This window comes from Mastigocoleus testarum BC008 (assembly GCF_001456025.1).
Lineage (GTDB): Bacteria > Cyanobacteriota > Cyanobacteriia > Cyanobacteriales > Nostocaceae > Mastigocoleus > Mastigocoleus testarum.
In genome coordinates, this window is record NZ_LMTZ01000139.1 from 23,516 (window position 1) to 46,213 (window position 22,698).

Sequence of the window (22,698 nt, forward strand, 5' to 3'; positions counted from 1 at the left end):
AATTCTAGGTAAAGCTCTTTTTTATCTCTTGGGTCTCTTTTATCCATAGATTATTCTTACTGCTAAGTTACATTTTAGACTTTTCGTACATCATCTTAGCTTTTTTGCTCTCGGGCGAGTTAATATACCTTGCGAGGGACTAAATAGTAATGCTAATAAAAATAATCCGGAAATAAATAATACAATCGACGCTCCTGAAGGCACGTTTTGATAATAACTAATATATAAACCGCCAACGCTACCAATAATACCGATTACAGAACCTAAAAGCATCATTTGATGTAACTCTTTTACTAATAAATAAGCCGTAACTCCAGGACCAATTAATAAAGAAATTACTAAAACCACTCCTACAGCTTGCATACTGGCAATAATTGTTAATGTAATTGCCGCTGTTAAACCAAACTTAATAATATTTACTGGTAATCCGCTGGCTTCTGCGCCTAATGGGTCAAAGGTATAAAATAGCAATTCTTTATAACAAAGTTTAACTAAGAATAAAGTAAAAAATGTAACAATTAACGTCCTAAAAACATCTTCTGTTGTCACCCCTAAAATATTGCCAAATAAAAAGTGATGCAAATCGACTTTACTTTTCAGAACGCTAATTAGCATAATACCCAATGCTAAAAAACCCGAAAAAACCAAAGCCATTGCAGCATCAACTTTAACCCTAGACTGGGATTCGATCCAAGTAATCACAAAAGTACTGAAAGTTCCGCAAACAAAAGCACCCAAGAAAATATCAATGCCGAAAAATATTGCGATCGCAATTCCGGGTAAAACAGCATGAGCAATGACATCACCCAATATTCCCTGACGCTGTACAATCAGATAAGAACCGACAACAGAGCAAAGAATCCCTAAACTAGCGGCGATCGCTAGCGCATCTCGCATGAATCCAAAACTAAGGGGTTCAAAAAGCAGATTAAACATTATTTTTAGTGGTTAGTTGATGGTTGGCCGGTTGATAACTAATTAAGCTGATTTTTCTTGCTGATTTAAAAATAAAATATTATTGCCATAAGCACGCTGTAAGTTTTCGGTTGTAACAACTTCTTTCATAGAACCATCAGCGATAATATATTTGTTTAATAATAATAAATAGTCACATTGAGCTAAAGTTTCACCCAAATCATGGGTAATTAAAATCAATATTTTGTCATTCCTTCTTAATTCATTAAAAATATCAAACATCATATCTTCAGTAGTTTTATCAATTCCCACAAACGGTTCGTCAAAAAAAAATAAATCAGCTTGCTGTGCTAGCGCTCTAGCTAAAAATACTCGTTGCTGTTGTCCCCCAGACAACTCACCTATTTGACGGCTACGAAATTCCCACATCCCCACTCTTTGTAGCGCAGATTTAACTATTTCTTTAGATTTACGATTTGATCTGCGGAACCAACCCGTACTAACAGTACGAGCCATCATCACTACATTCTGTACCGTAACTGGATAATCCCAATCTACTTGGGTTCTTTGAGGTACGTAAGCAATGGAGTGTAATTGTTTACGGATGGAGCAGTTACAAAATTTAATAGTGCCACCTGCAATTGGAATTAAACCCAATATCGCTTTGACCAAAGTGCTTTTCCCTGCGCCATTTGGGCCGATTACACCAACCATCTGTCCGGGGAAAACGTGAAAACTTACATCCTCAACAGCCACTACACCCCGGTAATCTACATCCAAATGCTCCACTTCTAACACTGATTCCTCCTGTGTAATAATAAAGACGATTGTTTCTGTTAAAAATCTACTTCCCTTCCCGTAGTCGTTACTGGTATGATAACGATTATCATTTTACTGCAATATTCCTAATAACTGATGTTTAGAAAACTACCTCTGAGTGCAATCGCGGCATTAACCTTAGCTTTTGGTTTAGTTGGCTGTGGTGGTAACGAGCAAGTTAATTCCAATTCTGGTACAGAAGAAAATTCTGCCGTAAATGCTAGCAGTACTGCAACGGGGAAGCGTCCTCTTGTTGTGGCGACTACTAGCGTAATATGTGACCTAACAAAACAAGTAGCGGCTCAAACTGTTGACTTGAACTGTTTAGTAGATGCAGGTCAAGACCCCCACACATACCAGCCTAAGCCAGATGACCGCAAAGCAATCGAGCAGGCTAATTTAGTTTTATACGGTGGTTATAATTTTGAACCTGGTATTATCAAATTAGTTCAAGCAAGCAGTAATGAGGCTCCTAAAGTAGCGATTCATGAAGTTGCTGTTCCTAAACCAATTATGGGGGAAGAACACGACCACGGTCATGATCAGCATAAGGGAGAAAAGCACGACGACCACGACCACGAGAAAGAAGGGAAACACTCAGAAGAAAAAGCGCCAGACCCCCATGTATGGCACGATGCTGAAAATGGGGTGCAAATGGTAGAAGCTATTCGTAGTAATCTAGAGAAAGTTGCTCCAGATAACGCTCAATTGTATGCAGCTAATGCCCAAAAAGTAACTGGGGAAATTAAAGAAATAGATAGCTGGATTCAACAAAATATGGCTACGATTCCTGCAAATCAACGTAAATTAGTTACCACTCACGACGCTTTAAGCTACTATACCGAGGCATATAATATTAAATATGAAGGTGCTGTAGAAGGTTTGAGTACTGATGCAGAACCAACAGCAGCAAGAGTTGCTCAATTATCTAAGGAAATTAAGCAAGAGAAGGTACCGACAATATTTGCAGAAAGTACCCATAGTTCTAAACTAATTGAAAGAGTTGCTAAAGAAGCGAATGTAAAAGTTGCTGAAGAAAAACTATATGCTGATGGTTTGGGTGAACAAGGTAGTGATGCTGATACTTATCAGAAAATGTTAGTTGCTAATACTAAAGCCATTGTGGATGGCTTGGGAGGTCAATACACGACTTTCCAAGAATAATAATTGACGCTTGAGGGTCAAGTAATTAATAAAATAATCAGTCTCATTCCCTTGCAGGTTGTGGAATTTAGTACCTCAATCAGACCCTCTGTCAAAAAACTGGTTTTTTTTAGAATGTATCAAACTGAAAAGTTTAGCGATTAGTTAAGTTGTTTGTGGCGAGATCTAGAAATCTGGTTGATTATTTTTTAGATTTGGGGTGTACTCTGGTTTTATTCGTAATTAATATTTAATCAGTATCAGGATAAAAAATATAACAATCCTAAATCATTTATGAGAATTAATATTGTAGAGACGCGTTAACGCAGTGTAACCGTAAGGTCATAATATAGCGTCTCTACAGGATTTATCTGTTCACAAATAAAATACGATTGCTATAGGTGGTGTAAGCATCTGGGGGATCTGCATTTATTCGCATATCTGTATTCTAAATTCAAGTGTGAGGAGCTTACTACCCAAAACAGCCTTCACATTAAACCAAATTTTTACGCTATTATGATAACGATTCTCATCATCATCACATATGGTCAGTTCATTATTCCAATCTCAGGACGGCTTGCAAGAAAAAGATGCCCAAAAACTTGAGCGGATTCGTCATACTTGCGCTCATATCATGGCTATGGCTGTACAAAAACTTTTTCCGGGGACTAAAGTTGCAATTGGACCAGTTACCAATACAGGTTTCTACTACGATTTTGATTCTCCCGTAAGTATTACGACCGATGATTTAGGTAAAATTGAAGCCCAAATGCGGCGAATAATTAAAGCAAATTTACCTATTATTCGCGAGGAGGTGGAAAGGGAAGAAATTAAAAAAGAGATTGTAGCTTTAAATGAACCATATAAGTTAGAAATTTTAGAACGAATTCCTGCCCAAGAAACAATTAGCCGTTATTTTATTGGTACTCCCGATCCTGGTAATACAGAATCATCATTGTTTGCTGTAGATAATATAAATAATACAAAATATAATAAAGCTGATAGTCATTGGTGGGACTTATGTGCGGGACCCCACGTAAATTTTACTGGAGAAATTAATAAAAAAGCGTTTGCATTATTAAATGTTGCGGGTGCATATTGGCAAGGTGATGAAACCAAGCCGATGTTACAGCGTATTTACGGTACAGCTTGGGAAACTCCAGAAGAATTACAAGCTTTTTTGAAACAAAGAGAAGAAGCATTAAAACGCGACCATAGAAAATTAGGTCAACAATTAGATTTATTTAGTATCCAAGAAGATGCTGGTGGAGGGTTAGTATTTTGGCATCCTAAAGGTGCAACAATTCGCTACATAATTGAAGAATATTGGCGTAAATCTCACATAGAATCTGGTTATAAATTATTATATACACCCCATATTGCTAATTTAGATTTATGGAAAACATCGGGTCATTATGATTTTTATAATGAAAGTATGTTTGACTCGATGGAAGTGGAAAAACAGGCTTATCAAATTAAGCCGATGAATTGTCCTTTCCACGTTCTGACTTATAAAAATAAGCTACATTCCTATCGAGAATTACCACTAAGATGGGCGGAATTAGGAACCGTTTATCGTTACGAACGTTCTGGAGCGCTACATGGTTTGATGCGGGTGCGTGGGTTTACTCAAGATGATGCTCATATCTTTTGTTTACCGAATCAAATCGCTGATGAAATTTTAGGAGTATTGAATCTTACCGAGCAGATTTTATCTGATTTTGGTTTTAATAATTATGAAATCAATCTTTCTACTCGTCCCAGTAAATCAGTAGGGACAGATGAGGTGTGGGAGTTAGCAACTGCAGCTTTAAAAGAAGCATTGGATAGTAAAGGTTGGAACTATATTATTGATGAAGGTGGCGGTGCTTTTTATGGACCAAAAATAGATATAAAAATTCAAGATGCAATTGGTCGTTTGTGGCAATGTTCGACGATTCAGGTAGATTTTAATTTACCTGAAAGGTTTGATATGCAATATGTTGCTGCTGACGATACTAAAAAACGACCAATTATGATTCATCGGGCTATTTTTGGTTCGATAGAACGTTTTTTTGGAATTTTAATTGAGAATTATGCGGGTGATTTTCCTTTGTGGTTATCGCCAATTCAATGTAGATTATTACCAGTCAGCGATGAAGTACGAGAATATGCAGAATCAGTAGCAAGGGAATTGCATAAAGAAGGATTAAGAGTAGAAGTTGATGGTAGTGGAGAAAGATTAGGTAAACAAATTCGTAATGCTGAATTAGAAAAGATTCCTGTAGTTGCTGTAGTTGGAAAACGAGAGATGGAAAACCAAAATTTAAGCGTGCGTACCCGAAAAGCTGGAGATTTAGGAACCCTATCAATCAATGAAACAATTACTTGTTTACAGTCAGCTATTGCTTTAAATTCAAATATTTAGCATTAATTTTAGCTATTAAATATGTCACAAACTATATGAGTTGATTGCTAAATGCGGTCGCAGCTAGAGGCTTTGCTGGTAGTGTCGGCATTATACTACCCAGTCTACAGGCTTAAATTTGGATATAACTTATCCAAATTCTTCTTCAATGATGCTTCTTAGGTTTCTTTGGGAAAAATCCTCAAAGTCCTAAGCACTTCTAACAAGGGAAGGAGCAATGCTAGATTTGACGATTGCGGGTACTATTTTCTGACTAGCCATTCTTGCACCAGATAAATTTCTGGCTGTTGGTCCGATCTGCAAAGCTGCCAACCCACCCATAATAAATAAAGAACAACCAGACCACCGCAAATAATTGTCTAAAACAGGTAAACCTTTAACCACAGGAATGGGATATGTTTGCAAAACTTCACTCAATAGCGGCTCTGAGTGAACATCAAAGCGGGTTCCAGTAGATAACCAAATGCGGTCGCACTCATATTCGTCACCATTGGTATATTTTACTAACCAATTATTCCCCAACCACTCAACCCAAACTATTTGAGTATTTTGATTAATTTTGAGCTTTCCAGTACGTTCTTGGCGTCGTAACTGGGTTACTATTGCTGGTGTCATGGAACCGCCATTTCTTGCTTGTTGAATTAGCTCCCAGCGTTTTTCCCAGTCAGATTCCGCTTCAAAACCTTTGAGATATTTTGGTCCGAGCCAACCAGGTTCAGCATCAAAAAGTTTTTCTTGCAACTGTCGTCGAATCATCATTTGTACTTGAGCTCCACGAGACAGAGCACCAATAGCTAGATGTCCGCTGGTTAATCCTCCACCGACAATTAATATTCGCTCATTAGTTAACCTTAGTCGACGTAAATCTATTGTCTGGGAATGAGCAAGTCTATCTTCGGGTATCGGTGACTCGATCTGACTGACCCAATCTGGTATTTGCTGTTGACTGCTACCAGTCGCTAGCACAACTCGTCGCGCTATCATCGATTTTCCATTTTCTAACCACAAGCGAAAACGAGGATAAATAGGATGAGATAAGGGTTGAATTCGAATCACTTTTGTAGGGATAATTTTATCTTCCAAATCCCAACAGCGAATCAAATCCTGGCAAAAATCCTCAAATAACCGAGTTCCAGGTAAATCATAAGGAGGAAAAAGTTCATCCAGACGAGATTCAGCAAATTTACGCAAAGCAAAAGGATAAGGATCTGGGTGATGAACCGCAGGAGAACGCAAATGTGGTATTTCCAATGCTGCGAATTGGCGCTCCCATTGGCTTATCCATTTACCACTGGGGTCGAATACTACTATTTTTGACCTTAGCTTTTGCCGTTTTTTTAACAGATGAGTTACTAAAGTCAGAGCATGAGGTCCAGATCCAATAATCGCCAAGTCGATTTTAGTTAATAGGTGTGGTGGACTACTTCCCATTAAATTTTTCTGAGAATGACAACGATTATCATTATAAACTTGATATGCCTTGATAATCTAATACAGTTCAGTTAAAACTTTTTTTGAGCACCGTAGGAAAGGGATTTTCCACGCTCATCATAAATATATGAATATTTCCTTTAAACTACCGATTTCGGTTACGCAGATTCGACCTAAGCAGAGAGCATTCTTGCTTTCTCACAGTTGATATTACACAGCATAAAGTTTCAATTTACTTGAAGATCAAGAGGGACAAAATATTTATAAATTAGATTGTGTCCCCTAGCTCTAAGATTAGATGTGTTTCTGTTAGAATCAAAAAAAAGGTTTTTTAACTTAGTAAAATTTTTTGTGTAAAAACTATCAAGTTAAAAAACCAGTTATTTTTGGGTTTTGTTTTTATTCCTTCACTTACTTAGTATCTGAGACTATGCTGAGAAGTAACTGATTTATAAATGAGAATTTACTGAGATTCAAGTTGTTAATATACGAAAATCTACTCGACTGTTGTAAATTTATATTCCCAAAAAAATCCGCAAAATATCGGATAAAGACAAGGTTTAACTATAGCTAAATTGGAGATACTGTCTACATTGAGAAATATATGGGTTTTGATGAAGCATTTTCCGAATTTGGTGATATTAGATTATTAAGCAAACTTGTTGGTAATGCATATAACAATAAGATACAGCAGCAATCGAAATTAAAAATTGCATTGCTGATTGATGCAGATAATGCACCTGCATCTAGGATTAATGCGATCTTATCTGAGATTGCAAAGTATGGAGTTGCTAATGTTCGTAGAGCTTATGGAAATTGGAAAAGTTCTGGTTTGAAACCTTGGGAGAATTGTTTGCATGAATATGCTATTCGCCCTGTACAGCAGTTTGATTATACAAAAGGCAAAAATGCAACTGATGCAGCCATGATAATTGATGCAATGGATTTACTGTATACACAGGATTTAGATGCTTTTGCAATTGTATCAAGTGATTGCGATTTTACTCCTTTAGTAATGCGCATTCTGACTAATGGCTTGAAAGTTTATGGATTTGGTGAGAAGAAAACACCTTCACCTTTTGTTCATGCGTGCTCAACTTTTTTATATTTAGAAAGTATTACTCAAAATATTGATTCTGAAGAATCTAAAGCTGCTGCAACTGTCAAAAAAACTGGACAGGAGTTGAAACAGGATAGTCAATTGATGAATTTGCTCAGAAGTGCTGTTTCTAGTACTGAGGATGATAATGGATGGTCGAGTTTGTCTGCAATTGGTTCTCATATAAGAAATCAAGCATCCTTTGAGTCACGCAATTATGGATATGATAAATTAAGTGGTTTATTTGAAGCAATTGATTTATTTGAAATTAAGCGAAGTAATAAGACAATTTATGTCAGAAACAAACAAAAAAAATAAGGGTAAATAACAATTGTTTATACTGCTAATATGATTAATTTAGTGGATAGGGTGCATGATCGCGATCGTGCATCCTATCAAAGTATCTACTATTTAATAAAAAATTTAGCGAAATATCTGTGAAAGATAAAGTATAGCGGTTTGCAACTTAATGAGGTACATTTTGGTGGACAAAAATGCTTCACTACAAGAAGTATCTGTACCTCACCGAGTAGAAATCCGCTATAAAAGTGTAGCTAAATGCGGGGAAGTAAATCTTGGAGGTTCGATATGCGAAAATTAAAGTATTACGTAGCTTGCAGCATTGATGGCTTTATTGCTCGCGAAGATGGATCGTTTGACTGTTTTCCATTCGATAATGAGGTTGTTGCTGATTACCTCGAGTCTTTAAAATCATTTGATGTTGTTCTTATGGGTCGTAAAACTTACGAAGTAGGTTTAAAAGAAGGAAAAACTGACCCATATCCGAATATGAAGAGTTATGTATTTTCCCGCACAATGAGAAAAAGTCCAGACGAGCGAGTTCAACTTATTTCAGACAATGTCCCCAACTTAGTCAGAAATTTGAAAAATGAAACGGGAAAAGATATTTATTTATGTGGTGGCGCAGATTTAGCCGCAACGCTTTTTGCTGAAAACTTAATTGATGAGGTAATTCTAAAACTCAATCCATTTTTAATGGGTTCAGGTATTCCGCTTTTTGGAAGAGCGATTGAACAGACTACTTTAGAACTCACCAACAGTAAGATTTATAGAAGTGGCATTATTTTGCTTAATTATCAGGTAATGCACTTTAATAAATAAGGTGCGTTGCGCTTAGCGACAACACACCCTACTTATTACTATTTATTTCAGAAAGAACTACTTAGCAGCAGCGGCTTCACGCTCTTTAGTTTCCTTGATTACTTCTTCTGCTACGTTAGCAGGACAAGGAGCATAATGAGAAAATTCCATTGAGAACTGACCACGACCAGATGTCATGGTACGTAGATCGCCAATATAACCGAACATCTCACTTAAAGGAACATCTGCTTTGATGCGAACACCTGTTGCAGCAGCGTCTTGAGACTTAATCATTCCACGACGGCGATTTAAATCTCCAATTACATCACCAACATGAGCATCTGGAGTGAAAGCATCAACTTTCATAATCGGCTCAAGTAGCTGGGGACCAGCTTTGGGGAAAGTTTGCCGATAAGCAGCCTTCGCTGCAACTTCAAATGCAATTGCAGATGAATCAACAGGGTGATAAGCACCGTCTTTCAAAGTGACTTTTACATCAACACAAGGGAAACCAGCTAAAACGCCCTTAACGATACTGGTTTGAAAGCCCTTTTGCACAGCAGGCCAAAATTCTCTAGGTACGTTACCACCGGTTACCTTGGATTCGAACTGGAAGCCACTACCAACTTCGCCAGGTTCAACAACGTAATCAATCTTACCATACTGACCAGAACCACCGGACTGTTTCTTGTGGGTATAACTGTCTTCAAGGCGCTTAGTAATAGATTCGCGATATGCCACTTGTGGCTTACCAACATCAACTTCAACCCCGTGAGTCCGTCTGAGGATATCAACCTTAATATCCAAATGCAGTTCTCCCATCCCTTTGATGATGGTTTCTCCGCTTTCCTGATCGGTCTCAACTTGGAAGGATGGATCTTCCTGAACCATTTTACTTAACGCAAGACCCATCTTCTCAGCACCTCCCTTCTTCTTCGGTGCTACTGCAATTGAGATTACAGGGTCTGGGAATACCATGGGTTCCAGGGTTGCAGGTTCTTTAGGATCGCACAAAGTATGTCCAGTTTGAACATTCTTCATACCAACGATCGCAACAATGTCCCCTGCTTGAGCTGAAGTAACTTCTTCCCGGGAGTCAGCATGCATTTCCACAAGACGACCAATTCGTTCGGTCTTACCTGTAGCAGTATTAAGTACGGTTTCACCTTTATTTATCTTACCGGAGTAAAGACGGGTAAAGGTAAGAGCACCATAGCGATCGTCCATGATCTTAAATGCTAAAGCGCGTAAAGGCTTCTCTGGATCTACAAAAGCAAATGTACCGGTTTCATTACCTTCGAGATCTACTTCTGGTTGTGGTTTAACTTCAGTTGGGTTAGGCAAATAATCCACAACAGCGTCAAGTACCAATTGTACGCCTTTGTTTTTGAATGATGAACCACAGTAGGTGGGGAAGAAATCAAGTGCGATGGTACCTTTGCGAATACAGCGCTTAATGGATTCGATGTCAATCTCTTCCCCTTCCAGGTATTTCTCCATGAGATCGTCATCTTGTTCGATCGCTGTTTCAATCAACTGTTCGCGATAGGTTTCAACATCATCAACCATATCGGCAGGTACATCTTTGATTTCATAGTTCAATGGATCGCCAGAATCATCCCATACCCACGCTTTGCGAGTGAGTAGGTCGACTACACCAACAAAATCAGACTCCGTACCAATGGGCAACACCATTACTAAGGGCTTTGCTGCAAGTACATCTTCTACCTGCTTAACTACTCGGTAAAAATCGGCACCCATCCGGTCGAGCTTATTGACGTATACAATACGGGCTACTTCGGAGTCGTTGGCATAGCGCCAGTTGGTTTCAGATTGTGGTTCAACACCACCTGAGCCACAGAAAACACCAATCCCACCATCGAGAACCTTGAGAGAGCGATAAACCTCAATGGTAAAATCCACGTGACCAGGAGTATCAATAATATTCAGTTGATTTTCTTTCCAGAAGCAAGTGGTTGCTGCTGACTGAATAGTGATACCTCGCTCCTGTTCCTGTTCCATGAAGTCGGTTGTTGCTGCACCTTCATGTACTTCGCCGATTTTGTGAATTTTACCGGTAAGCTTTAGGATTCTTTCAGTTGTGGTTGTCTTACCTGCATCCACGTGAGCGAAGATGCCGATGTTTCGATAACGAGTGAGGTCTTTCATAATTTACTATAATAACTAAGTGCTAAGAACCGTTAGCGTTGGCCCTCAAGTAGGACTCAAAGGGGGTGGGGAATCGGCGTTGTCTTCGTAACCAGCAATGGCTGGACAGAACTCTACCATCTGGGACATTTTAAGCCCTTTTCATGGTTATGGGGACGATACCAATTGTTAAGTAATTATAAAATATTTGTATCTAAAGGTGAAGGAAGTCAAAGTATTGCAATTTGTTTCCCATAAATAAAAAACGCAAAAAATATCCTATAGGGCTCTAAAAAGCCAAAAACTGGAGTAGAAATTTCCATTTCTTGTTCATCTTAATAAAACTACTCTAGCGACAAAACTTCAAGGGTAATAATTTATTAGTTTTTGATTTCTTTGTTTTTCTAATTTGTTAATTGTTGTTCTTTAGGCAAATACCTAAAGGTCATTGACACCATTAAATTTTAAACTAGTGGTTTTAGTTTATTGGGTGTGACAAACCGAACCTAATTGGAGGAATTACCTTTCATATTTAGTTACAAGTGAATCACCATGGGTTACTTAAAGGCATATTGGCATCACCGAATAATTTAGATAGTTTAAAATTGGGTTTACCTATTGCGATCGCATTTAAGGAGTTTATCTTAAGCTTGTAAAATTTTTAGTAAATGCTTTTTTAGGAATAGAGTTGCCAGATGTTTGCGTTACAGATCGCGGATCGAAAAGAAGCTGAAAAAGTTTAGAGGATAATCTACCGTGCTTGATATTCAACCTTGGTTAATTCGATTTGCATTGCCAAGTGAAACTGAATACCTGACTGAGTTAGCATTACGTTCCAAAGCATACTGGGGCTACTCTGAAGAATTTATAAATGCATGTCGCCAAGGATTTACTGTCGATCTGAACTATATTGAACAAAATCCCACTTTTGTACTTGAAAACAAAGAATTGATTATTGGTTTCTACTCTCTAGAACATCTCAGTGAAAATGAAGTGGAATTGGGTTTTTTGTTTATTGAACCTTCAGAAATAGGTAAAGGTTACGGGCGAAAGTTGATAATGCACGCCAAACAACAAGGACAAAATTTAGGATACAGGAGAATAATCATTCAGAGCGATCCAAACGCAGAGCAATTTTATCTTAATGTGGGTGGAACAAGAATCGGCACAAAAAAATATGCAAATATTCCAAATCGCGAATTTCCCCTGCTTCAAATTGATTTACATGAAATTCACTTATAATTACAAATCTTTTTGTATCCTCACAATTTCCTCAAGTTTTTTTATTATTTTCAAGATAGTTCGATTCATCGCAGCGATCGGAGGATGGTTATATATCATGTCCGTTAGATAAATGTTTTCATTACGAAGACGTATTTTTATCATCGGAGATCGAACGGACATGATATTATTCTTATTTTTATTCATTACTTATGGTTTTAGTGTAAAGAGCAATACTTTATGTGCCGTCTGGTTCAATCGGTTCAATCTTAAATAATTACTCTCATTGCCCTTTCTCTGACACCATTGCAGCTAGCTATTGAGAAAGGAAACAGAATAATGAAAACAGATTACCTTATCCTAGGCAGTGGTTTATCAGCTCTGGTATTTGGCTCTCTGATGGCAAAAGCTGGTAAGCGAGTTCAAGTTTTAGAAGCCCATGAGTATCCGGGGGGATTTGGACATACCTTCACGATGGCAAAAAAATATAGGTTTAATGCCCAACTGCATTATGTGTGGGATTGTGGTGAAGGACATACTGTCAATCGAGTTCTGAAAAAATTGAACTTAGATAAAGACATAACTTTTGAAAGATACAATCCTAATGGTTTCGATCGCATGAGAATGCCCGGTTATTCATTGGATATTCCTTCAAAATCTGAAGAATTGATCGGACGTTTATCTAAACTCTTTCCCAAAGATGCTGCTCGTATTCGTAAATTTGTTAATGAGGTTCTCCGCACTAGTCAGGGATTAAAGAAACTATCACCTCCCATAAAGCCTGCCGAATTATTCAAAAATTTTGCTGAGGTTTTCTGTGCCATAACCTATCTCAAAAGTACCCTGCAAGATGTTTTCGATAAGTTTAAACTACCTCAGGAGGCACAGACACTTTTAGCGTTACAATGGCCTGATTTTTTATTACCTCCAAATCAACTTTCTTTTTATGCTTGGGTAATTTTATTTACAGGGTATCAGGAGGGAGCTTTTTACCCTACACAGCATTTTGAATATGTTATCAATTCTTTGGTCCAGATTATTGAAGATAATGGAGGAAAATTTCTCCCCAATCTTGAAGTTACAAATTTTATGGTTACAGATCGGACAGTAATTGGTGTCCAAGCTATAGATCGCATCACTCATCAAACCCATGAATTTACTGGTGAAACTGTCATCTGTAATATTGATCCGAAAAAAGCTGCAAAGATGATTGGTAAAGAGAATTTCTCTAAGAAAATCCGCCAAAAACTCAATTATGAGTATTCGCCGTCAAACTTCATGGCTTACTGTGTGGTGAAAGATATCGATCTGCGAGACTATGGTTTTGGCAAATCAAACACTTTTCATACAGGACACAGAGATTTGAATGAAGCATTTGCTCAAATGTATGAAAAGAATGACTTTTCTAATCCTAGTTTTGCGATTACAACACCAACTTTACTGACTCAAGAACATCGCGACTGTCCTGAGGATTGTCAAATAATTGAGTTCTTGACCGTTGCTAAATATGCTTATTTTAAGGAACTCAGAGATAGCAGTCGAAAAGCTTATAACCAGAAGAAAGAGGAGATTTTAGACTCCATCTTAGATGTGGTAGAGAAAGACTATGTGCCAAACTTGAGAAAATATATAGTTTTTAAAATTACTGGTAGTCCAACCACAAATGAGCGATTTTGCTGGTGTCCAAATGGGAATTCCTATGGCTCTAGCCTGACACCAAAAAATATGGGAATCGGTCGGTTGAATCATCAGACCTCTTTGAAAAATTTCTATTTCTGCAATGCTTCATCGGGATATCCAGGATTTGCTCCAACATTTTGGACGGGAGCATTATTATATCAACGGTTATCTGGAGACGTAATTTTAGGTGACGGGTAAACCTGAAATAAGTTGATTACTAATGTTTAAAGGTCTTGATTTAAGGGTGTTGAGTTCAGCGCACAGATATGAAAATAGCAATTATTGGCGGTGGAGCAAGTGGTATGGTTACAGCATACCTACTCGATAAAAAGGGTCATCACGTTACAGTCTTCGAAAGACAGCCGATTTTAGGGGGACATATTCGCACGCTCAACAAAAATGTCAAACCCAATCATTCAAACTGCGAAGAGGTTTTGGAAAATGGCGTACTTGAATTTCCTGTTGTTTTTCATAACTTCTTAGAGTTGATGAAAGAACTGGAAGTGGAATTAGAACCTGTTGATGTTGGATCTGCACTATTTCTCAAAGATGGTCGCCACTTTCTGTCAGGTAAAATGATTCAGAAAAACTTCACAGGAATTCAACGGTTGCTTGAATATCTGAGATTAGACACTCTTTATGCCCGTTCTGCGGGGTTCTGGGTAAAAACAAAATTTTCCAAAGTGCAGGATTTCTATGATATTTCGATGTCTCAAGTGTTGAGACGACAATGTGTCCGTAATTGCTGGCTAAAATTATTGACTATGTACAGCTACTCAATGTCCTTTGAGTTAATAGATAATTTTCCTGCAGAACTCGCAATTCCAGTTCTGCAGGATTATGTTTTTGTTGATTGGGTGAGAATTAAAGGTGGAGTATACTCCTATATCGAAAAAATTCTCAAACGCTTTAAGGGTGAAGTATTTCTGAATGTTGAAGTATCAGCAATTTCTAGAACTCCTGACGCAGTTAAAGTTGAGTTATCTGACGGTTTTACGCAACTATTTGACAAAGTGGTTTTTGCAACTCCTCCAGATCGAGTAATAAAACTATTAGCCGATCCAAGCAGTGAAGAAATTAAACGCTTTTGTGCATGGGAAGAAAATCATATCAGAAGCTTTCTCCACAAAGATACTTCGATGTATGCTCGATATGGTATTCGGGAACTATCGGAATTTGATTTTTTCCAAACCAACAAAGGGTGGGGATATAACGCTTATCTCAATCAGCTTTGCGGTATTTCATCACCAGTGAAATATAGTTTAGCCTTTAACCTCGATAGTTTGATTGTAAAAGACGAAATCCTGCACATTCAGGAACATACTACTCCACTATATACAGTAGAGTCTTTTAAATACAGAGATGAAGTAGTCAGTACTAATGGTGAAAACAATACTTATCATGCAGGTGCATATCTTGGAGATGGTTTGCATGAAGGAGCTATTACTTCGGCGATACGAGTTGCTCAATTAATTGGCTAAAATGCGAGAAGCAATTGCCAATGCAGAGGTTGAAGATGATGTTATGGTCACCATCCTACTATTAATACTCTAGAAGCTTATGTTGCATAACTTTTAGTATCGGAAGCTGCGGTTTATATTAACGGAAAATAAATTAACTCAAAATAGCTACCATATCAGTTTTCTGATTCTCTGGTTAGGACTCCGGTAAATAGATCGTTAGCAATCGCTGTTCCTAAGAGAATTAAACTACAGCCTAATATCATTGAGACTGTCACAGTTTCTTTCAATATGAGCGCACCCCAAAGCATTGCGAATACCGGAACGAGATAATTAACAGTTAAGGTTTTGGTTGAGCCAATATTCTCAATCAGTTGGAAATAGAGAACACGTGCAAAGGCGTTTGATAGCAAAGCAAGAGCGATTACCGCCATCACTACAGTAATGGAGGGTATTTGTTGAGGTATTGTGAATGGTAAGATAGGTAATAGTAAGAACGCTGCACTTAACTGACTTCCGGTAGCAACGACTAGCGATGAAACACCAGCGAATTTTTTTTGGGCGTATGGAGCGGCTGTAGCATACATCAAGGCTGCAGATAGTCCAGCTGATACTGCAAGCAAGAAAGTTGATGTTGCTGAAATTGCTTTCCATCCGACAAAAACTACTACGCCGATGAATCCTAGAATTAAGCCAACCATTCGAGTGGTGGTTAATTTTTCCTGAAGGAAAACTGAAGCAATAACGATCCCGAATAGTGGAGTTGTCGCATTCAAAATAGACGTAAATCCTGCAGGTAGGGATAAAGATGCAAATGCAAAGAGTGAAAATGGAACAGCCGAATTAATACATCCAGTAACGATTAGTGGAATTAAATTGCGGCGAATTTGATGTAAAAGACCCAATTGTACTAATACTGGTAAAAATACTAAACCTGCCAATAATACTTGAAACTGGATCAACCAAATCGGACCTAATACAGGAACTGCAACTCGTATAAATAAAAATGAAGAACCCCACAATGCTGAAAGTAGCAAAAGCTGAAAGAGATCTAAGATTCTCATAATCAATTTTGGGTGTTATTTAGGTAACAAAATTGCAAACATTCCCAAATTTAATTATTCCATTTTCTCTACCAACTGGGCAAAAGTGAAATTATTCTTGCGAAGGCTATTTTAGTAACGGTATGGGAACAGATGGATTAATTCGTGGTGTGGTAGGATCTATTTCTGGTGCTGCAATCTGGAGTTTTCTCTATGCATCAGTTTATTGGTTACAAAGATTTAGAGCTACCTCAAACTAAGGTATTTCTATAAATATTTTTATGAATTCCATGATTTAGTCTAAAAAAACAATTATTCAAAAAGTTTTTGTCTTTACAATTTTCATTTAATGCAGACTTCATTTAAGGGTAAAGACTATATTTAGTCAATATTCTGTTCTGTTGTTTACCACAAACATATTAGGGACCGGAAATCAAAAAAATTATATTTAGGCTAAAAATAGTCTTTACTTTTTCTCCTTTGCACAAAACCTTGAAATGATGAGCTTTTGAGTTCAGTAACCAAGCTCGGAGTAATCCCAAGAGTGCATTTGGCGGAATGGAAGACCCATTTTCTGGAAGACATACTTTTCTTTGATCCCAGCACCAACGATGTCAGGTTTAAGAGCTTTAACAAATTCTTCGAATTCGTAAGCAGTTACGTCATCATAAACGATGGTACCATTTTCAATGTAGTGGGTAGTACGTTTGTAGTCATCGTTATGAGCGAATTCATAACCGGTACTTACTAACTTAATACCTAAGTCAGTAAATGCTGGTACAACGTGGCGAGGACGTAAACCACCAACCATCAATGCAACAGTTTTACCATCTAAACGAGTACCATATTTAGCTAGAATTGCATCTACTGTAGGCTGATACTTAGCAATTACTTTCTCGGCGTTCTCTTGAATTTTCTCGTCAAACTTGGAAGCGATCGCTCTCAAAGATTCAGCAATCTTGGTAGGACCGAAGAAGTTGTATTCCATCCAGGGAATACCATAGGTTTCTTCCATGTGACGGGTGATGTAGTTCATAGAACGGTAACAGTGAACTAAGTTCATCTTGACCTTAGGAGTTACCATCAACTCGTTGAAAGTACCATCACCAGACCACTGAGCGACTACGCGCAAGCCGATTTCTTCTAACAGGATGCGACTAGACCAAGCATCACCACCGATGTTGTAGTCACCAATGATTGCAACATCATAAGGACCGGGTTCATAACCTAAAGTACCATCTTTAGCAGCTTTGTCAGCTTTGGGGAATACCCAGTCACGGATGGTATCGTTAGCAATGTGGTGTCCTAAGGACTGAGATACACCACGGAAACCTTCACAACGAACGGGGATAATAGGTTTACCAATTTCTTTGGAACCTTTTCTTGCAACCGCTTCGATGTCATCACCAATTAGACCGATAGGACATTCAGATTGAACTGAAATACCGTTGTTAAGGGGGAACAGTTCATCGATTTCCTTAATCATCTTCAGGAGTTTTTTGTCACCACCGAAAACGATATCCCGTTCTTGGAAGTCAGAGGTAAAGTGCATGGTACCGAAGGTATCAATACCAGTGGTACCAATATAGTAGTTACGACGACCAGACCAAGACCAGTAACCACAACCTACAGGACCATGGCTGATGTGAATCATGTCCTTAATCGGACCCCAAACCACACCTTTAGAACCTGCATAAGCACAACCACGAGCGGTCATCACACCAGGAATAGATTTGATGTTAGACTTAACACCACAATCTGACTTACCTTCTTCATGAACGTTTAAGTGCTTGGCACGCTTTTTACGTGCTTTCTCAGGGTAAGTGTCAAGGACTTCCTTAATCAGTTCTTTGCGCTCTTCAACGACTTTGTTCTTGTCAGTAGGTGACATGTTTAATAACCTCTCTTTATATTCAGTTCGAACCTGGGAATTGGTGATGGAAGGGAAGGTCAAAGGGGGAAAGATAAATTTCCCTTTTCCTTTGCCTAAAATATTAGTTACTTAGCAGCAGCTTGTTCTGCTTGGGTTTGACCAATGATGTCTGCATGCTTAGAATCATCGTCGAGAATACCGAATTCAATCAACAATTCCTCTAATTCATCCATTTCCATTGGTGTAGGAATGGTAAGATTTTTGTTGTTGATGATTTTCTTAGCTAAAGAAGCATACTCTTGAGCTTGATTGCTATCAGGTGCGTACTCGTTAACAGTCATACGACGCAATTCAGCGTGCTGTACGATGTTGTCACGAGGTACGAAGTGAATCATTTGAGTGTTAAGTCTTTTAGCCAAGTTTTCAATCAATTCATCTTCACGGTCAGTCTTACGGCTGTTACAAATTAAACCACCCAAACGTACACCACCAGAGTGAGCATACTTAAGAATACCGCGAGCAATGTTGTTAGCAGCATACATCGCCATCATCTCACCAGAGGTAACGATGTAGATTTCTTGGGCTTTACCTTCACGAATAGGCATCGCGAAACCACCACATACAACGTCACCTAATACGTCGTAGGATACGAAATCTAAATCTTGGTAAGCGCCATTTTCTTCTAAGAAGTTGATGGAGGTGATGATACCACGACCAGCACAACCTACACCGGGCTCGGGACCACCAGACTCAACGCAACGTACGCCACGGAAGCCTGTGAGCATTACTTCTTCAAGTTCTAAGTCTTCTACCGCACCACGCTCAGCAGCTAAGTGAAGTACGGTAGTTTGTGCTTTTGAGTGCAACATCAAACGAGTAGAGTCAGCTTTAGGGTCGCAACCAACGATCATGACGCGCTGACCCATTTGTGCCATAGCAGCAATGGTGTTTTGAGAGGTAGTGGACTTACCGATACCACCTTTACCGTAAAAAGCTATCTGTCTAATGTTTTCGTCAGTCATGATTTTCTCCTGTAATTGGTTGGTTGTTAAGTTAGTGGAGCTTAGGGTTGATTTAAGGTGTTGTTACGCTCTTGCAAGTACAGTTGTGAGCGTGAGGAGAACGTCGCCTGCACTAGGTTGGTACTTTGACGATATACTCTCCTGGAAAGTCAAGGGACCTAGGAGGCGAACGCTCAACGCCTGAAAATATGGATACTAAAAACATTTATTTCCTCTTCTTTTTTGAGTTTTCTGAGTTATTCTGTTGTGATTTAGTTATTGTGAATTAGTTGTTGTGGCGGCAGTTTATTTATTGCAGATAATAGCTTATAAGCTTTTCCGAACCATCATTAGGGATTAGTATTTGACCTAAGGATATTTCACGCGATCGCTATACTGCTTCTACTACTATGTTTTGACTGATGCGTTCTTTTAATCTAGATTCGATGGCAATTTTTAGAGTTGCTGTGCTACTGGAGCAGGAACCACAAGCACCTTGTAGTAAAACTTTAACTTTGTCACCTTCTACATCGTAGAGTTCTACATCTCCTCCATCAGCAATTAGAACGGGTCTGACTTCTTCATCTAACACTTTTTGGATTAGTGCTATTTGCTGCACTGGTGTTAGTTTTTTACCTGAAGGTTGACTGATGTAGTTAGAGTTAGTGGAATTTTGTGGAGATGAGGTGATTCCTCTTTGTACATCGATGATTATGTCATCAATTGATGCGAGACAAGTTCCACAACCGCCACCAGCTTTGATATAATTTGTTACTTCTTCTGCTGTAGCTAAATTATTCTCTTGAATAACTCGGCGGATTTTCGGTTCGCTGACACCAAAACAACTACAAATCAGTGCACCTTCATCATCATCGTCATGAGTTGCGAGGGGAATACCTCGATAATTATAGACTGCTGCTTCTAAAGCTTCTTGACCCATTACCGAACAGTGCATCTTTTCTTGAGGTAATCCACCCAAGTACTCGGCTATATCTTTGTTGGTAATTTTTAGAGCTTCATCTAAGGTTTTACCTTTGACGATTTCCACTAGTGCTTCTGAAGATGCGATCGCACTGGTGCAACCAAAAGTTTGAAAGCGAGCGTCAATAATTTTATCAGTTTCTTGGTCAACTTTTATATGAAGTCTGAGAGCATCTCCACAGGCAATACTGCCTACTTCTCCTGTTGATATTTCAACTCCAGCTTCACCCTTATCTTCTATTGTACCTTGGTTTTTAGGATTGTAAAAGAGTTCTAATACCTTATCTGTATATTCCCACATGATTGATTCTAATTCTTAAATTTTCAATAGGTAATTGTTAAGTGGTAATGGGTAATGGGTAATGGGTAATGGGTAATTGGTAATTGGTGATAGGGATAATAAAAATTCTGACTCCCGACTTATTACTTATTACTGTGCGCTGTCGCGCCCCGCTTACGCTAACATTACTCATTACTCCTTACTCATTAACGGTGAGCCAATACCTGTTCCTGTTCTTGTAGCCAACCTGCTTCATCATTAGTGAAAGGCGATATTGCACGTAGGCGTTCAATAATACCAGGGAGTACCCCTAAAACAGCATCTATTTCGGCTTCTGTTGTGTATCGACAAAGACTGAAGCGAATTGAGCCATGTAGAGTTGTATAGGGTAATCCCATTGCTCGCAAAACGTGGGATGGTTCTAGAGAGCCGGAACTACAAGCAGAACCACTAGATGCACAAATTCCATGTTGGTTTAAAAGCAAGAGAATTGCTTCACCTTCGATATATTTAAAACCAATATTTGTAGTGTTAGGTAGTCTTTCGCTTCCATGACCATTCACTTCACAGTCAGGAATGGTATTAATTATTGCTTTTTCTAGGCGATCGCGCAACCTTCTTTCTCTGGCTGTAGCTTCTTCAATATGCAGTAATTCTAATTCTGCAGCTTTCCCGAGGGCTACTATTCCCGGAACGTTAGGGGTTCCTCCCCTTCTACCACGTTCTTGTCCCCCACCAATTAACATTGGGCGAAATCTTACTCCGCGTCGCACATATAATGCACCAATTCCTTTGGGAGCATGAATTTTATGACCGGATATGCTCAACATGTCGATGGTACTATTTTTCATGTTCAGGGGAATTTTACCCACAGCTTGTACTGCATCTACATGAAAGATTGCACCATACTCTTTAACTAGTTTGCCAATTTCTTCGATGGGGAAGATTACCCCAGTTTCGTTATTGGCATACATTATGGTCACTAGAGCAGTGTTACCTGTTAGAGCAGCCTCAAGTTCGTGTAAGTCCAGTTGTCCTCGACTATCTACTGAAAGATAAGTTACTTCGTAACCCTGATTCTGCATTTGTTTGCAGAGATTTAGTACCGCTGGATGCTCTACTTGAGTTGTAATGATATGTCGCTTTTGGGGTTGTGCTTGTAATGCAGCCCTGATTGCAGCATTATCTCCTTCTGTCCCACCACTGGTAAAAATTATTTCCGATTCTTCTGCACCAATGAGGGCTGCAACTTTTTCCCTTGCTTGTCTAATTGCTTTGCTAACTTGTCCGCCGAAAGTGTGCATGCTAGAGGGATTACCATAGTATTCAGTTATGTAGGGCATCATCGCTTCTACAACTGCTGGGTCTACTTTGGTTGTTGCATTATTGTCGAGATAAATACAGTTATTTTCCATTGCTTTCAATTCGATTTCACACGTAGCCAAGAATAATGGCAGTTATTTTTTTTAAGACAAGAGGGTGGATGTTTAGGTGAAATGGGGAGTTGAGATTGAGAATAATATCCCCATTTCCGAGTCTTTTTCTTATAAATTCTGAGTTCGTATAGCAGTTTCCATTCTTGGGGTCTGCTTTTGAACTTTTTGTATTTGCTCTGAGTACTTCTGGGAATAAAGGTCAAACCAGCCCTCCCAGTAATCTTGCTTATTTCTTAATTTTTTTACAAATCGATTATATGTATCAAACCAGCATTGCCAATAGTCTGTCTTTTCTTTGATGCAACCTCTGTAAGTAGGGCAACCTGCTGCACATTGAGGTACGTTATGAATGCTACCAACGCAGTCTGTGCAAAGATTGGGATCGATCCAACGATGACCATCAATTATTTTGATTGCGTTGGTTGGACATACTGAAAGACACAAGTCACAGGAAATGCACTGACTGGTAATTTTATAAGACATGAGCGTACTCCTTACAAGGGTTTTGTTGGGATTTTGGGTAATGAGTACTGGGAATCATGAATGGGGAATAGGAAGTGGGGATATGACCTACAGTCACGCTGCGCTAAGGGGAATAAGAATAAGTTTTGATGCTTATTTTTCCCAAGACTTTAGTCTTATTTTTTGTCACTAGCTCCC

Annotated in this window: 20 protein-coding genes; 8 read left to right on the forward strand and 12 right to left on the reverse strand. The window is 38.6% G+C overall.

Annotated elements, in window-relative coordinates; all coding sequences use genetic code 11:
• Nucleotides 1–90 precede the first annotated feature (90 nt).
• Nucleotides 91–936 carry a metal ABC transporter permease gene (locus BC008_RS36895; protein WP_027841793.1) on the reverse strand — a complete coding sequence of 282 codons (846 nt, stop codon included), beginning with the start codon at nucleotides 934–936 and terminating at the stop codon, nucleotides 91–93.
• Between the two features lie 42 nt (nucleotides 937–978).
• Nucleotides 979–1,713 carry a metal ABC transporter ATP-binding protein gene (locus BC008_RS36900; protein ID WP_027841792.1) on the reverse strand — a complete coding sequence of 245 codons (735 nt, stop codon included), beginning with the start codon at nucleotides 1,711–1,713 and terminating at the stop codon, nucleotides 979–981.
• A gap of 117 nt (nucleotides 1,714–1,830) precedes the next feature.
• On the opposite strand from BC008_RS36900, the gene BC008_RS36905 reads away from it, so the two are divergent.
• Both BC008_RS36905 and thrS read left to right on the forward strand, forming a co-directional pair.
• Complete coding sequence (locus BC008_RS36905) at nucleotides 1,831–2,898, forward strand: metal ABC transporter solute-binding protein, Zn/Mn family (protein WP_027841791.1); 1,068 nt, start codon at nucleotides 1,831–1,833, stop codon at nucleotides 2,896–2,898.
• 523 nt (nucleotides 2,899–3,421) lie between these two features.
• Nucleotides 3,422–5,284 carry a threonine--tRNA ligase gene (thrS, locus tag BC008_RS36910; protein ID WP_027841790.1) on the forward strand — a complete coding sequence of 621 codons (1,863 nt, stop codon included), beginning with the start codon at nucleotides 3,422–3,424 and terminating at the stop codon, nucleotides 5,282–5,284.
• A 189-nt stretch (nucleotides 5,285–5,473) separates the two neighbouring features.
• On the opposite strand, the gene BC008_RS36915 is transcribed toward thrS, so the two are convergent.
• Complete coding sequence (locus tag BC008_RS36915; RefSeq protein ID WP_027841789.1) at nucleotides 5,474–6,715, reverse strand: FAD/NAD(P)-binding protein; 1,242 nt, start codon at nucleotides 6,713–6,715, stop codon at nucleotides 5,474–5,476.
• A gap of 604 nt (nucleotides 6,716–7,319) precedes the next feature.
• Here BC008_RS36915 and BC008_RS36920 point away from each other — a divergent pair.
• A complete protein-coding gene (locus BC008_RS36920) occupies nucleotides 7,320–8,132 on the forward strand; it encodes an NYN domain-containing protein (protein ID WP_082650715.1) in 813 nt (270 codons plus the stop codon).
• 270 nt (nucleotides 8,133–8,402) lie between these two features.
• Nucleotides 8,403–8,936 carry a dihydrofolate reductase family protein gene (locus BC008_RS36925; RefSeq protein ID WP_027841787.1) on the forward strand — a complete coding sequence of 178 codons (534 nt, stop codon included), beginning with the start codon at nucleotides 8,403–8,405 and terminating at the stop codon, nucleotides 8,934–8,936.
• A 57-nt stretch (nucleotides 8,937–8,993) separates the two neighbouring features.
• On the opposite strand, the gene fusA is transcribed toward BC008_RS36925, so the two are convergent.
• The gene (gene fusA, locus BC008_RS36930; RefSeq protein ID WP_027841786.1) at nucleotides 8,994–11,084 is read right to left on the reverse strand and encodes an elongation factor G; all 2,091 of its coding nucleotides are present in this window, start codon (nucleotides 11,082–11,084) and stop codon (nucleotides 8,994–8,996) included.
• Nucleotides 11,085–11,819: 735 nt separating this feature from the next.
• On the opposite strand from fusA, the gene BC008_RS36935 reads away from it, so the two are divergent.
• Nucleotides 11,820–12,305, forward strand: coding sequence for a GNAT family N-acetyltransferase (locus BC008_RS36935; protein WP_201026214.1), 486 nt, complete (start codon nucleotides 11,820–11,822; stop codon nucleotides 12,303–12,305).
• Here BC008_RS36935 and BC008_RS49995 read toward each other — a convergent pair whose 3' ends face one another.
• Nucleotides 12,306–12,467 carry a hypothetical protein gene (locus BC008_RS49995; protein ID WP_161938207.1) on the reverse strand — a complete coding sequence of 54 codons (162 nt, stop codon included), beginning with the start codon at nucleotides 12,465–12,467 and terminating at the stop codon, nucleotides 12,306–12,308. It lies immediately after the preceding gene.
• Between the two features lie 156 nt (nucleotides 12,468–12,623).
• On the opposite strand from BC008_RS49995, the gene BC008_RS36945 reads away from it, so the two are divergent.
• Entirely contained in the window at nucleotides 12,624–14,162 is a 1,539-nt protein-coding gene (locus BC008_RS36945; RefSeq protein WP_027841783.1) for a phytoene desaturase family protein, read from the forward strand.
• 68 nt (nucleotides 14,163–14,230) lie between these two features.
• Nucleotides 14,231–15,445 carry an FAD-dependent oxidoreductase gene (locus BC008_RS36950; RefSeq protein ID WP_027841782.1) on the forward strand — a complete coding sequence of 405 codons (1,215 nt, stop codon included), beginning with the start codon at nucleotides 14,231–14,233 and terminating at the stop codon, nucleotides 15,443–15,445.
• 155 nt (nucleotides 15,446–15,600) lie between these two features.
• Here BC008_RS36950 and BC008_RS36955 read toward each other — a convergent pair whose 3' ends face one another.
• From BC008_RS36955 to BC008_RS36980, 7 genes are all read right to left on the reverse strand, one after another.
• Nucleotides 15,601–16,488, reverse strand: a complete 888-nt coding sequence (locus tag BC008_RS36955; protein ID WP_027841781.1) for a DMT family transporter — start codon at nucleotides 16,486–16,488, stop codon at nucleotides 15,601–15,603.
• Between the two features lie 493 nt (nucleotides 16,489–16,981).
• Nucleotides 16,982–18,358, reverse strand: coding sequence for a nitrogenase molybdenum-iron protein alpha chain (gene nifD, locus BC008_RS36960; protein WP_058184423.1), 1,377 nt, complete (start codon nucleotides 18,356–18,358; stop codon nucleotides 16,982–16,984).
• Nucleotides 18,359–18,465: 107 nt separating this feature from the next.
• A complete protein-coding gene (gene nifH / locus BC008_RS36965) occupies nucleotides 18,466–19,362 on the reverse strand; it encodes a nitrogenase iron protein (RefSeq protein ID WP_027846702.1) in 897 nt (298 codons plus the stop codon).
• 370 nt (nucleotides 19,363–19,732) lie between these two features.
• A complete protein-coding gene (gene nifU, locus BC008_RS36970) occupies nucleotides 19,733–20,623 on the reverse strand; it encodes a Fe-S cluster assembly protein NifU (protein ID WP_027846701.1) in 891 nt (296 codons plus the stop codon).
• Nucleotides 20,624–20,660: 37 nt separating this feature from the next.
• Nucleotides 20,661–20,795, reverse strand: a complete 135-nt coding sequence (locus tag BC008_RS52335; RefSeq protein WP_268768274.1) for a hypothetical protein — start codon at nucleotides 20,793–20,795, stop codon at nucleotides 20,661–20,663.
• Between the two features lie 13 nt (nucleotides 20,796–20,808).
• Entirely contained in the window at nucleotides 20,809–22,017 is a 1,209-nt protein-coding gene (gene nifS / locus BC008_RS36975; RefSeq protein ID WP_027846474.1) for a cysteine desulfurase NifS, read from the reverse strand.
• A gap of 129 nt (nucleotides 22,018–22,146) precedes the next feature.
• A complete protein-coding gene (locus tag BC008_RS36980) occupies nucleotides 22,147–22,521 on the reverse strand; it encodes a 4Fe-4S binding protein (RefSeq protein WP_058184425.1) in 375 nt (124 codons plus the stop codon).
• On the opposite strand from BC008_RS36980, the gene BC008_RS50000 reads away from it, so the two are divergent.
• Nucleotides 22,520–22,693, forward strand: a complete 174-nt coding sequence (locus tag BC008_RS50000; protein WP_161938208.1) for a hypothetical protein — start codon at nucleotides 22,520–22,522, stop codon at nucleotides 22,691–22,693. The two genes, BC008_RS36980 and BC008_RS50000, sit on opposite strands and share 2 nt — an antisense overlap.
• The last annotated feature ends 5 nt before the right edge of the window (nucleotides 22,694–22,698 follow it).